At 73.2% G+C, this 12802-nt stretch carries 8 protein-coding genes and 2 pseudogenes; 7 read left to right on the top strand and 3 right to left on the bottom strand.

The features are described from left to right. Positions 1-90 precede the first annotated feature (90 nt). The 5 genes and pseudogenes from KBX46_RS05765 (at position 91) to KBX46_RS05750 (ending at position 6796) form a co-directional block, all read left to right on the top strand. Positions 91-927, top strand: coding sequence for an MBL fold metallo-hydrolase (locus KBX46_RS05765; protein WP_210791358.1), 837 nt, complete (start codon positions 91-93; stop codon positions 925-927). Then, positions 924-2492: pseudogene (locus KBX46_RS33255) on the top strand (adenylate/guanylate cyclase domain-containing protein); the annotation flags it as partial. The gene KBX46_RS05765 and the pseudogene KBX46_RS33255, both read left to right, overlap by 4 nt. A gap of 153 nt (positions 2493-2645) precedes the next feature. Continuing rightward, positions 2646-4643 (top strand): annotated as a pseudogene (locus tag KBX46_RS33250) (adenylate/guanylate cyclase domain-containing protein); the annotation flags it as partial. Between the two features lie 119 nt (positions 4644-4762). Continuing rightward, a complete protein-coding gene (locus tag KBX46_RS05755; protein ID WP_088950570.1) occupies positions 4763-5266 on the top strand; it encodes a hypothetical protein in 504 nt (167 codons plus the stop codon). Between the two features lie 30 nt (positions 5267-5296). Next, positions 5297-6796 (top strand): serine/threonine-protein kinase, encoded by a 1500-nt coding sequence (locus tag KBX46_RS05750; RefSeq protein ID WP_210791353.1) that lies wholly within the window; start codon positions 5297-5299, stop codon positions 6794-6796. Here the strand turns inward: KBX46_RS05750 and KBX46_RS05745 are convergent. After that, a complete protein-coding gene (locus KBX46_RS05745; protein WP_141911636.1) occupies positions 6780-7115 on the bottom strand; it encodes a hypothetical protein in 336 nt (111 codons plus the stop codon). The two genes, KBX46_RS05750 and KBX46_RS05745, sit on opposite strands and share 17 nt — an antisense overlap. A gap of 177 nt (positions 7116-7292) precedes the next feature. Here KBX46_RS05745 and KBX46_RS05740 point away from each other — a divergent pair, with 177 nt between their 5' ends. Together KBX46_RS05740 and KBX46_RS05735 are read left to right on the top strand one after the other, a co-directional pair. Beyond that, positions 7293-8234 (top strand): transporter substrate-binding domain-containing protein, encoded by a 942-nt coding sequence (locus tag KBX46_RS05740; RefSeq protein ID WP_210791351.1) that lies wholly within the window; start codon positions 7293-7295, stop codon positions 8232-8234. Beyond that, on the top strand, positions 8231-9421 hold the full coding sequence (locus KBX46_RS05735; RefSeq protein WP_210791349.1) for a hypothetical protein: 1191 nt from the start codon (positions 8231-8233) through the stop codon (positions 9419-9421). Before KBX46_RS05740 ends, KBX46_RS05735 begins: the two co-directional genes overlap by 4 nt. Before the next feature lie 166 nt (positions 9422-9587). Here KBX46_RS05735 and KBX46_RS05730 read toward each other — a convergent pair whose 3' ends face one another. Together KBX46_RS05730 and KBX46_RS05725 are read right to left on the bottom strand one after the other, a co-directional pair. Further along, the gene (locus KBX46_RS05730; protein WP_141911630.1) at positions 9588-10751 is read right to left on the bottom strand and encodes an acyl-CoA dehydrogenase family protein; all 1164 of its coding nucleotides are present in this window, start codon (positions 10749-10751) and stop codon (positions 9588-9590) included. Then, the gene (locus KBX46_RS05725) at positions 10748-12802 is read right to left on the bottom strand and encodes a biotin carboxylase N-terminal domain-containing protein (RefSeq protein ID WP_210791491.1); all 2055 of its coding nucleotides are present in this window, start codon (positions 12800-12802) and stop codon (positions 10748-10750) included. The genes KBX46_RS05730 and KBX46_RS05725 overlap by 4 nt, the downstream gene beginning before the upstream one ends.

Genomic DNA, 12802 nt, shown 5'->3' with positions numbered 1-12802 from the left:
TCCTCGCCACCAGGCGTCGACGGGGCCCTTCCTCCGGGTTCGGTGGGCAAGATCGTGGGGTGTTGCGGGCGGGGTCGTACCATCGCAGCCATGAGCGGGCACGTGACGGCACCACCTGCGGCGCTGGCCGACGAGCTGCCGACCTGGGTGACACTGCTGCGTGCACCGAACCCGGGGCCGATGACCCTCGACGGCACCAACACCTGGGTTCTGCGCGCCCCGTCGGCCGAGCACGCCGTCGTGGTCGACCCGGGGCCGGCGGACGAGGGACACCTGACCCGGATCGCCGAGCAGGGCCCGATCGGGCTGGTCCTGATCACCCACGGCCACCCCGACCACACCGAGGGCTCCGCCCGGTTGAGCGAACTGCTCGGCGGCGTGCACGTCCTCGCCGTCGACCCGGCGCACACCATCGGCGGCGAGCCACTGACCGAACCGGGCGAACGCCTCGGCGGTTTCGGCCTGGAGATCAGCCTGCTGGGCACTCCAGGGCACACCGCCGACTCGGTCTGCTTCCTGGTCGGGCACGGTGGCGAGCGGGTGGTGTTCACCGGCGACACCATTCTCGGCCGGGGCACCACCGTGGTCGCCCATCCGGACGGGCACCTCGGTGACTACCTGACCAGCCTGGAGCTGCTGTCCGCGTACCGGGGGATCCCGGCGTTGCCCGGGCACGGCCCGGCGCTGGCCGACTGCGCCGCCGCCGCCGACTTCTACCTCGCGCACCGTCGCGCCCGGCTCGACCAGGTCCGCGCGGCGGTCGCGGCCGGCGCCCGCACGCCCGCCGACGTGGTGGCGGCGGTCTACGCGGACGTGGACCGCTCGCTCTGGTGGGCGGCCGAGTGGTCGGTCCGTGCGCAGCTTGAGTATCTGGGTGTCGGCATCGGGGAATCTGCGCCGGGGGTCAGTGGGTTGGAGCACATGTGACCTGCCCCGTGTGTGGAACCGTCGCCGTTCCCGGCGCGCGGTTCTGCCACAACTGCGGTGCCGCGCTGCCGGCCGCCGCCACGTTGCCGGCAGCCGAGCGCCGGGTGGTCACCGTGCTCTTCGGCGACCTCTCCGAGTTCACCTCCTGGTCGGAGGACCTCGACCCGGAACGGGTCGGTGCGGTCACCGACCGGGTGCTCGCCGCGCTCGCCGGTGCGGTGAAGACCTTCGGCGGGCACGTCGACAAGCTGACCGGCGACGGGATCATGGCCGTCTTCGGCGCCCCGGTGGCGCACGAGGACGACGCCGAACGCGCCGTCCGGGCCGCCCTGTCCATGCAGCGGGCCGTCCGCCGGGTGCTCGACGACGAGCGGGGCGGCGGCGCGCCGCTCGGGCTGCGCGTCGGGTTGAACACCGGCGACGTCATCGCCGGCATCCAGGCCGCCATCGAATACACGGTCATCGGCGACACGGTGAACACGGCCGCCCGGCTGGCCGACGCCGCAGCGGTCGGCGCGGTCTACGCCGGCGGCCGCACCGCCGCCGCCACCCGACACGTGTCGTCCTGGCGGGCGCTGCGCCCGCTGCGGCTCAAGGGCAAGCGTGAGCCGGTCGAGGCGTACGAGCTGCTGGGCCTGCTGGACGCACCGGGCACCCGCTCGGGGCTGGGCGACGAAGCGCCGTACGTCGGCCGGGAGACGGAGATCGGCCGGGTCGCCGGCCGGCTCGCCGAGGTGATCGACCAGGGTGACCCGCGGGTGCTGCTGATGACCGCCGAGGCGGGCATCGGCAAGTCCCGGTTCGCCGCGGAGGTCGAGCGCCTCGCCGCCGGGTACGACGTGGGCGCTGGCCGGTACGCGGCGCACACGGGCGCCCGGGTGCTGTCGGTGCGGTGTGCCGCCTTCGGTGAGCGACGTCGGCTCGCGCCGCTGGCCGACCTGGTGCGTGCCGCCGTCGGCCTGCCCAGTGACGCCTCCACCGCACTGACCCGACCGGCGGTGGACGAGAGGTTGCGACGGCTCGGGCAGCGGCTCGCCCGCTCCGGCGGCGAGACCACCCCGATCGCCGTCGAGCAACTGCTCGCCCTGCTCGGCTACGGCGAACTCCCGGCCCACGGCGGCACCGACTCGGGCGAGTGGGGCGGGTCGAGCGTCCCGGCCGCGGATGCCGAGACGGTGCCGAACGCGGTCGCCAACCTGCTCAGCGGGCTCGCCTCGGAAGCGCCACTGGTGATCGTGGTGGACGACCTGCACGACGCCACCCCCGAGACGATCAGTGCCCTCGGGCTGACCCTGTCCCGGCTCACCGGCCCGGTGCTGGTGCTGCTGCTCGGTCGGCCGGAGCTGGTGCGTACGGCCGGCGCGCTGACCCGGGTCGCGGACGCCGAGGTGCACTCCCTGCCTCCACTGCGCGGTGCCGACGCGGCGCGGCTGCTCACCAGTTACCTCAGCGGCGGCAAGCTGCCGCAGGCCGACACGGACCGGCTGCTCGCCACCGCTCAGGGCAACCCCTTCTACCTGGCCGAGCTCGTCACCCTGCTCATCGAGCGCGGAGCGCTCACCACGGAAACAGCGCGCGGTATCCGCGCCTCGGAGGCAGCGCGCGGTGCCCGTGCCTCGGAGGCAGCGCGCGGTGTCGGTGCCCCGGAGGCGGCGCCCGGTTCGCGTGCCTCGGTTGATCGTCCCGGCTCCGGCGAACGCGACCAGAGCCCGTCGACGGGTTGGCGGTTGGTGCCCGGGTCGCTGGGCAGCCGGCTGCTCTCCCGCGACCTCGCCGCCGTCCTCGCCGCCCGGATCGACGCGCTGCCACCGGACGCCCGTTCGGTGCTGCGTGACGCCGCGGTCATCGGTGACACGGTGCCGACCGGGGCCCTGGAGGCGATGCGTGAGCAGCGCGCCGGCCGCGACGGCCGGCCGTCGGCCGTGGTCGCCGTGGAACTCGACAGGGCCGTCGAGGAGCTGCTGCAACGTCGGATGCTGCACCGTTCCCGCACCGGCTACTCGTTCGCGACCCCGCTGATGCGGGAGGCCGCGTACGCAGGGGTGAGCAAGGCGGAGCTGGCCGAGCGGCACGCCGCGCTGGCCCGCTGGGCGGCGCCCGCGAACGAGGCCGCCGCCGGGGCGCCGGGCGGGTTCACCGACGAGGCCCGGGACGACTTCGTGGCGATGCACGTCGAACGGGCCGCCACGCTCGCCGACGCGGTGAAGCTGCGCCCCGACGCGCCGGCCCGGGCGGTGGTCCCGCTCGGCGTCGCCGCGCTCGGCCGGGCCGCCCGCCGGTCGCTGTCCGCCGGTGAGCCGGTGCTGGCCGTGGAGTACGCCGAGCGGGCCACCGAGTTGGCTCGCGACGGCATGCCGGCGGCCGATCGGGTGGTGCACGCACGGGCGCTGCTCCAGGTCGGCCGGGTGGCCGACGCGCTGGCGTACGCCGAGAAGATCGCCGCGAACGCGGGGGACGAGGTCACCCGGGTCAGCGCGCTGCTGCTCGCGGGGCAGGCCCAGGAAACCCTCGGTGATCAGGGTCGGGCGGTGACCGCCTGGCAGGAGGCGTTGCAGGTGGCCACGGCGGGCCAGTTGCCCATCCAACGCGCCACGGCGATGCGCCGGCTCGGCATGGCCGACTTCGTGGCTGGCCGGCTGAGTCAGGCGAGCAGCCGGTTGGCTGCCGCGTACCAGGTCAGCCTCGGCGCGAAGGACCGACGCGGGCAGGCCTGGTCGTTGCAGAACCTGGCCTGGGTGACCACCACCCGGGGTGACTTCGCCGGCACCGACGCGGTGCTCGGCCGGGCTGCCCGGCTCTTCGCCGAGCTGAAGGACCCGTACGGGCGGGCCTGGCTGCGCGGCACCACGGCGTTCGCTCGACTGCTCGCCGGCCGACTGCGCGAGGCGTGTCGGATGGCGCAGGTGTTCCTGCCCTTCGGGGAGCGGGTCGGCGAGGCGTGGGCGGTGGGCACGCTTCGTGCGGTGGCTGCCTTCGCCACCGCCGAGCTGGGTGACCTGGCCGAGGCGGACCGGGAGGCCCGACGGGCGTACCGGGAGTTCGCCGCCGCCTCCGACGACTGGGGGCGCGGGTTCGCGCTTGTGGTGCGCGCGGTGGTGGCGCGTGGGCTGGGCGAGCCGGAGCACGCGGCCGACCTGCTCACCGACGCCCTGGCGTACGCGGAGCGCACCTCGCACCCGTTGCTCACCGGGATGGCCGGCACGCTGCGCGGCTTCGTCGCGTTGGACATGGGCGACTGCGAGACGGCCGAGCGGGTGGCCCGCTCGGTGCTGACCGCTGTGGAGCCGCACAACCCGCAGGCCCCGGCGCAGGTGGCGCCCCGGGTGCTGCTGGCGACGGCACGTCTGGCCGCCGGTGACTCGGCGACTGCGGTCGGGTTGCTCGCCCCGGTGGCCACGGCCGCCGCGAACGCGCCCTCGCTGCTCTTCTCCCGTCGCCAGACGATGGCCCAGTACGCGGCGGCGCTGCTCGCTCACGGTCAGCGGGAGCAGGCGTTGGACTGGGCCCGCCGGGCGGTCACCGCGCCGGCCGAGGACGTGCGCAGTCAGGTGATCGCGGCCAGCGTGCTGGCCGAGGCGCTGGCTGCCTGCGGCCAGCCGATGGAGGCCCTGGCCAGCGCGGACGAGGCGGTCCGCCTGGCGTACGCGACCGAGCAGCGCAGCGAACGCGCCGCCGCCGACGCCCTCCGCGCCCGCCTGACCCCCGCCCTCACCTGACCCCACCCGGCACGGTTTCTGCCGGTTCCGGGGATGTGGCGGTCGGGGTGAGCGGCTAGCGTGTCACCACCGTGTGCCGGTCCACAGTGTGATCGTCGCCGTGCCTGGGGAGGCCCTTCATGAAGCTGCCGCGTTCCATCGCGGGCTGGACCATCGCGGTCTTCGGCGTGTTGGCGCTGGTGATGGGCACGGTCGGGCTGCTCTGGCCGGAGGCGCAGTTGCGCATGCTCGGGTTCGAGGTGCCGGAGACGCGTGCCGTCGGTGACCACACCGGCACGTTCCTGCTGGCGTCCTCGATGGCGGCGTTCAACATGGGCGTCTACTACCTGCTGGCCACGGTCACCGAGTGGCGGGTGTTCTACCGGTTCACCGTCGTCTTCCGGCTGGTCACGTTCACCGTGTTCACCATCGCGGTGCTGGCCGACATCGCTCCGGGCCGGTTCTTCGGCGTGGCGGCCTGGGAGGGCCTGGGGGCGGTGGCCACCGCCGTCGGCCTGCGCCTGGACGCCCGCCGGGGCGCGCCGGCTGGCGACGTGGTGACGTCCGACGGTGCCGGGGCGACTGCGGACGCTGAGGAGGGTACCGGTCCGGCCGGTGCCGCTCCGGCGGACGCGGTGCGCTGAGCCATCGGTCGGGTTGGGTATTTTCGAGCGGTGACCGACACCCCGACCGGCGGCTTGCGAGTTCCGATCGTGCCCGGTCTGACGGATTTGCGGGTCTTTGCCCGGGGCGGCTACGCGACCGTCTACCAGGCCACCCAGATCTCGGTGGGTCGCGAGGTCGCCGTCAAGGTGGAAAACCGGACGCTGGACAGCGAGCGGGATCAGGCCCGTTTCCTGCGCGAGGCGCGGGCTGCCGGCCGGATGTCGTCACACCCGCACGTGGTGGACCTCTTCGACGTCGGGGTCACCGTCGACCAGCACCCCTACCTGATCATGGAACTCTGCGACGGCTCGTACGCCGAACGGATGCGTACGTCGCCGCTGGGCCCGGTGGAGGCCCGTGACCTCGGCATCAAGATCGCCGACGCGCTGGCCCACTCGCACGGGGCCGGAGTGCTGCACCGCGACGTCAAGCCCGCCAACATCCTCCACTCGCACTTCAACTCGGCTGTGCTCGCCGACTTCGGGCTGGCCGTGCTCGCCGAGCACCGGGACGCCTCGGTCACCCTGGAGGTGCTCACCCCGGCGTACGCGCCACCGGAGATGTTCAGCCACAGCCCGCCGTCGCCGGCCGTCGACGTGTACGCGCTCTGCGCCACCCTCTACGCGGTGATGCACGGCCGGCCGCCCCGCTGGCAGTCCGAGCGCAACCCCAGCCTGGTCACCGTGCTGGAGTTGTTCAACCAGCCGCTTCCCGCCCTGCCCGGCGTGCCGGACGAGCTGATCGACGTCCTGCGCCTCGGCATGGCCAACGACCCGGCCGCTCGTCCCTCCGCCCTCGAACTGCACGACCTGCTCGCCAACCTGCCCCTCGGCTCACCGTCGGCACCGGTCAGCGGTGCCCCGGTCAGCGGCGGCGTGACCCTCTCCGGCCCGTACGCGGCCAGTCAGCCGGTGCCCCGCCCGCCCATTGAGGACACTCAGCAGGTGGTGACCGGTGGCCGGCGCTGGCGGCGCTGGTTCCTCGGCGGCGCGGGAGTGCTGGCGCTCGCCGCCTCCGCCACCGCCGGGGCCTGGGTCGCCGACCGGGCGCCATCACCCACCCCGAGCCCGTCGGTCACCCAGGTCGCCGCCCCGGCCACCGGCCCGCTGCCCGGCTGCGTGACCGGCGCCGGCTCGCCGACCGCCCTGCCCGAGGGCGCCCGCTGCCTGCCCGAGCTGGAGTGCTTCGGCCCGGTGCGGATCCGCGGCAGCCGCGCCGAGGCAGTCCGGCTTCCCTGCGCCGGCCGGCACACCTGGGAGACGTACGCCGAGGGGATTTTGCCGGTGGCGCTGGTCGGTGCCGACTACGACGAGGTGGTCGCCGCTGCCCCGGTGCGGCAGGTGTGCAGCGCCACGACGTTCCGTTTGACCACCGGGATCGCCGAGCCGAGCGGCTGGCATCTGGAGGTGCTACCGCCGGTCGACGGCAGCATCGACCGGGCGTACCGGTGCCTGGCCGGGCGGGGCGTGGACGGGCTCGCCGCGCCCACCCTCACCGGCCGCCGCTGAGTCCGTTCGACCCGCGCCGCCGGTCACGTACCGCACGCAGGGTGGCCCGGCTGTCCAGGGCGTCGAGGGTGTCCGCGTCGATCCCGTACGGCATCAGCTCGGGCGGCCCGACGGTCGCCGACCGGTCCGCCGGCTCCGGGTCGTCGGCCTGACGCGCGGCGGAGACGGCGACCCCGGCCACCATGGTCAACAGGACGCAGAGTAGCGCGAGGACCACGCCGACAAGATCTTGTCGGCGCCAGATGACCAGCATGACCAGCGGCGCGAGGGCTCCCAGCGCCGCGAGCACCGCCACCGTCCGCGCATCGGGTCTGGGCAATCGACTCACCTGTCCAGCATGTCGCCACGGGGCCGGCTGTCAACCGCAGAACCGACCGCCGCGCAGATCGCCGTCGATCCGCCAGGACCCGCCGACAAGGCCGACGACGTCCACACTCAATGGACAAGAGCCGCTACTCTCGGTGTCCCGCAAGCTCATCCGGCAGCGAGGTCGCCCATGAACGCAGGCAGTTCGCAGTCCCGGCTCCGCTCGGTCGCGTCGACGCTGGCGGTGGCCCTCACGCTCACCCTTGCCGCCGCCGCTGGGTGCGACAGCCGGAAGGAACCGGACCTGCCCTCGGTGCAGGAGAAGATGCGCGAGACGCACATCTACGGTCAGTCGAAGTTGCGCATCGGCGTCGCCACGAACGAGCCGCTGATGGGTGAGCTGCGCAACGGCCAGCACGTCGGGTTCGACGTCGAGATCGCCAAGTACATCGCGGCCTCCCTCGGCTACGAGGGGGATCAGCGGCTGGAGTTCGTTCCGGTGGCCACCGAGGAGCGGATCCCCGCGTTGCAGGGCGGCACTGTCGACCTCGTGGTGTCCAGCTTCTCCATCACCGAGGAGCGTAAGAAGGTGGTGAGCTTCGCCGGGCCGTACTTCGTCACCACCCAGGAGGTGATGGTGCCGACGCGGCTGAGAGGCAAGATCAGCACCATCGAGGACCTCCGTAACCCGGACTACAAGATCTGCACCAGTGGCGGCTCCACCTCCGAGGCCGAGCTGGGAGGTCACCAGGTCAAGGCCCTGGTCGTGAAGACCGTCGGTGACTGCGTCGCCGGCATCCGGGCGGGCCGCTACGACGCGGTCAGCTCCGACGAGACGATCCTCGCCGGCTTCCTGGCGCGCCACCCGAAGGAGTTCGAGATCGTCGACATGCCGTTCGGCACCAGCGAGCTGCTGGGCGTCGGCGTGCCGATCGGTGACCCGGCACTGCGCGACCTGGTCGCGTTCTTCCTGCAGAAGAGCTACCAGCAGGGGCGCGACGAGCAGGCGAGCCCGTGGCAGACCTCGTACAACCGGACGCTGGGTCCGTGGCTCAAGGCCGAGAAGCGCCAGCCGCAGCCGCTGGAGGTGCCGAAGCTGGTCGACTTCGACGACAAGGCGCCCACGAAGTGAGCGCGGCGACCACCGCCGCCGGCGGCGACGGCCCGGTCCCGCCGCCCCGCAGCTCCGTGCCGGGCTTCGCAGCCGCACCGACAATCGACGGTACGGAGTCGGCGCCGCCCGCCGGGGTGGACGGTGTCGACTGGCCAGCCGGTGTGCCCGTCGCCGAACCCGCCGAGCCGATCATCGCCGAGGTCGAGCCCGGGCGGGTCCGCTGGGACCCGGCGGAGCGACGCGCTCGCGCCAGCCAGTCGTTCTGGACCGCCGTGGTGGGCGTACCGGCGATCTTCTCGGTGCTCCGCCTCGGGGTGGAGGCCGGCGGCGAACTCCAGACCACACTGCTGCTGGTGGCGAACGTCGGGCCGGTCAACCTGCTCGCCGGCTTCCTGACCACGGCCGCTCGGCTGCTCTCGACCGGCCTGGTCGCCGTCTTCGCGCTCGGCGCGGTGCTGGCCGTCAGCGCCGACCGGCTGCCGCCGGGCGCCCGGCGTCGTCCGCTCTTCGCCCGCTGGGCCGACATCACCCCCGCCTGGGTGGTGCTGGCCAGCTTCCTGCTCGCCCTGATCACCTGGCCGCTGCTCTATCTCCCGCTGCTGCTGCCGGCATTCGTGGCCGCGTTCCAACTCCGTCCCCAGCGCCTGCACGAACGGGTGCTGCCACGGCTGCTGATCATCGTCGCGCTGCTGGCCGGGTACGGCTGGCTGATGCTGCCCACCCTGCGGGAAGCGGTGCGGCAGGGCGACGAAGGGCTGGTGCTGGCGCTCATCGTGGTGCCGCCGCTGCTGGCCCTGTTCATCGCCGGACCGCTGCCTGGTGTGGTGATCCGGCCGCTGGCGTCGGCGACCGAGGTGGCGGTGCTGGCCACGCTGGTCTGGGCCGCGGTGCCGGTGATCAGCACGCCGGTGTTGCCGCTGACCGTCACCACCGTCGGCGAGGAGAACGGGCCGACCGAGGACGTACGCGGGCACGTGGTCACCACTGACGACGTCAACATGGTGATCCTTCAGGAGCAGGGCGGCGTCCGGTACGTGCCGGTCGATCTGGTCCGCGCGCAGGTGCTCTGCCCGAGCGAGGAGGAGCTGCCCCGCCACCAACTGCGCATTCACGACTTCCACGTCGAGGATTCACTGTTGGAGGGCATGGGTCGGCGGGTCCGCCCGGTCCACCGCATCGATGCCACCTGTCGTACCCCGGGCTGACCACCGTCACGCTGATCGACTCGGCTTCCTGGAAATCGGGGTGTCACTGGCTCTCGGACACCCCGGAATCAAGAAAACCGAGTCGATCATGCAGCGGGGGCACGTGCGGGAACGCGGGCGGGCCCGGCCATGGCCCGGCACGCCCGCGCGGACGCGGAGGCCCGGGTCAGTACGACTTGTCCTGTCCCAGGACGTGTTGCGCCACGAAGTTGAGGATCATCTCCCGACTGACCGGTGCGATCCGGCCGGCCCGCACCGCGCCGAGCAGGGTCGCCACCCCGTACTCGGTGGTCATGCCGGCCCCGCCGAGCACCTGGACGGCGGTGTCCACGGCGAGCGCGGCGGCCTCCCCGGCCGCGTACTTGGCCATGTTGCCAGCCACCCCGGCCTCCAGGTCACGGCCGGCGTCGTACAGGGTGGCAGCCTTTTGGATCATCAGGCGGGCAAGCTCCACCTGCACCGCCGCGTGCGCCAACGGGTGCGACACCCCCTGGTGGGAGCCGATGCTCCGACCACCCCAGACCTTGCGGGTGGCGGTGTATTCGCTGGCCCGTTCGATGGCGTACCGGCCGGTGCCGGCCCCCATCGCGGCCACTGTGATCCGCTCTGGGTTGAGCCCGGCGAAGAGCGCCGGCAGCCCGGCGTCCAGTGACTCACCGAGCAGTGCGTCGGCGGGGACCCGGACGTCGTCCAGGTAGAGCAGGAACTGGTTCTCCGGAGACAGGATCTCCATGTCCAACTTGGACCGGGTCAGCCCGGCCGCGTCGGTCGGCACGAGGAACAGCGCCGGCTTGAGCTTGCCGGTGGAGGAGTCCTCGGTCCGGGCCACCACCAGGACGTGATCCGCCTCGTCGACGCCGGAGATGTAGCACTTGCGGCCATTGAGCACCCAGCCTTCACCGTCGCGGCGGGCCACAGTGCCGAGGCGGTGGAAGTTGGAACCGGCCTCCGGCTCGGTGATCGCGAAGACAATCTTCTGGGAGCCGTCGGCGAGGCCGGGCAGGTGCCGTTTGCGCTGTTCCTCGGTGCCGTGCCGGCTCAGCACGGTGGCCGCGATCGCGGGGGAGACCACCAGCAGCAGCAACGGACAACCGACTGCCGCCAACTCCTCGCAGACGATCGCCAGCTCGGTGATGCCACCGCCCCCACCACCGTACTCGGTGGGGATGTTGACGCCCAGGTAACCGAGCCGTCCGGCGTCGGCCCAGAGCTCGGTGGTGTGTTCGCCGGACTTCGCCTTCTCGACGAAGTAGCCGTGGCCGTAGCGACGGCCCAACGCCCGCACGGCGTCGCGCAACTGGTCCTGCTCGGGGGTGAGGTCGAAGGTCATCGGGGGTCCTCCTCGGGATTCGACGGCTCCAGGTCGCCGGTGGCGGGGGAGCTGTCGATGACGGCCAGCACGGCGCCCGTCTGGACCTGACCGCCGGCCGGCACCGGCAGCTCGGCGACCACACCGTCGGTCGGGGCGAGCACGGGATGTTCCAGCTTCATCGCTTCCAGCGTGAGCAGTGGTTCGCCGGCCGTGACCCGCTGACCGACCTGAACATGCACCCGGGTCACCGCGCCGGGCAGCGGCGCGAGCAGCGACCCGGCGGCCACCTCCGCCGTGGGCAGGGGGAGACGCGGCAGCTCGGCCAGGCTCGCCGCCCCGTCCGGGCCGTCCACGAAGACCGCCGACCCCACCCGGTGTACGCGGTACGCGCACCGCACCCCGTCGATGTCGAGCACCACCCGCTCCGGGGCCGCCTCGACCAGTGCCACGACGGGCTCGGCGGCCGGTTCGGGAGCTTCGGGTCCATCTGCGGAGTCGGAGGCCGCCGAGGTGCTGGACCACTCGGCGAGCCGGCCGGCCCGGTCCAGGCGGTAGCGGACCTCGATCTCGTCGCCGCCCGATACGGCGAAACGGGTGGTCTGGGGAACTGCGGGCACGTTTCGCCAGCCGGACGGGAGCCCGGCGAGCACCGGTGCGGTCGCCCGACGCTGGGCAGCCGCAGCCAGGGCCGCGGCGAGCGCGGCCAGCGGGAGCCGCTCGGTGGGCAGCAGCGCGGCGAAAACCTCCGCGTGCCGGTCCAGGAAACCGGTGTCGATCTCCACGGCGGCGAACGCGGGGCTGCGCAGCACCCGCACCAGCAGGTCCCGGTTGGTGGTCACCCCGTGCAACTCGGCCCGGGCCAGCGCGGTGGACAACACCCTGGTCGCCTCGGCACGGTTACGCCCCCAGGCGATCAGCTTCGCCAGCATCGAGTCGTAGTGCACCCCGACCACCGAGCCGGCCACCACGCCCGAGTCGAGCCGAAGCCCCGGCCGGGTCAGCCCGCCGAACTCGGCTGCCACCGCGGGGACCGTGAACCGGTGCAGAGTGCCGGTTGCCGGCCGCCAACCCGCCCCGGCGTCCTCGGCGCAGAGGCGCACCTCGATCGCGTGCCCGGTGCTGACCGGCAGGGTCGCCGGCAGCGGCTCACCCTCGGCCACGAGCAGTTGCAACCCCACCAGATCGAGGCCGGTGCACAGCTCGGTGACCGGGTGCTCCACCTGGAGGCGGGTGTTCATCTCCAGGAAGAAGAACTCGCCGCCCGGGGCGAGCAGGAACTCCACAGTGCCCGCGCCCAGGTAGTCGACAGCGCGACCGGCGGCCACCGCAGCCTCGTGCAACGCCGTGCGCACCTGCTCCGGAACGACCGCCGGCGCCTCCTCGACGATCTTCTGATGCCGGCGCTGGATCGAGCACTCCCGGTCACCGAGGGCCACCACCCGGCCGTGGGCGTCACCGAAGATCTGCACCTCGACGTGCCGGCCGCGTTCGACGTACCGCTCGATGAAGACCGTGCCGTCGCCGAACGCCGCAGCCGCCTCGCGGCGCGCGGACGCGACGGCCTCGGCCAACCCCGCGGCGTCCCGGACGATCCGCATCCCCCGCCCACCACCGCCGGCGGACGCCTTCACCAGCACCGGGAAGTCCGAGATCCCATCGGTGTCGGTCCAGCTCGGCAGCATCGGCACGCCCGCCTCGGCGAGCATCGCCTTGGCCGCCAGCTTGTCGCCCATCGCCGCGATCACCTTGGCCGGCGGACCCACCCAGGTCAGGCCCGCGTCGGTCACCGCCGCCGCGAACTCGGCGTTCTCGGCGAGGAAGCCGTAACCCGGATGGACGGCGTCCGCGCCGCTGCGCCGGGCCGCGTCCAGGATCTTCTCGACCTGAAGGTACGTCTCGGTCGGCGTGGCCCCGGGCAGCCGGACCGCCTGGTCGGCCTCGCCGACGAACGGCTCGGCGGCGTCCGCGTCCGAGTGCACGGCGACCGTCTCCACGCCGAGGGCGCGACAGGTCGCGAAGACCCGACGCGCGATCTCACCGCGATTGGCAACGAGCAGTTTCCGAATCAT

It is taken from the genome of Micromonospora sp. C81, assembly GCF_018070425.1.
GTDB lineage: Bacteria > Actinomycetota > Actinomycetes > Mycobacteriales > Micromonosporaceae > Micromonospora > Micromonospora zamorensis.
Note: the sequence above shows the minus strand (reverse complement) of the source record. Positions and strands in the feature narration are given on the sequence as shown.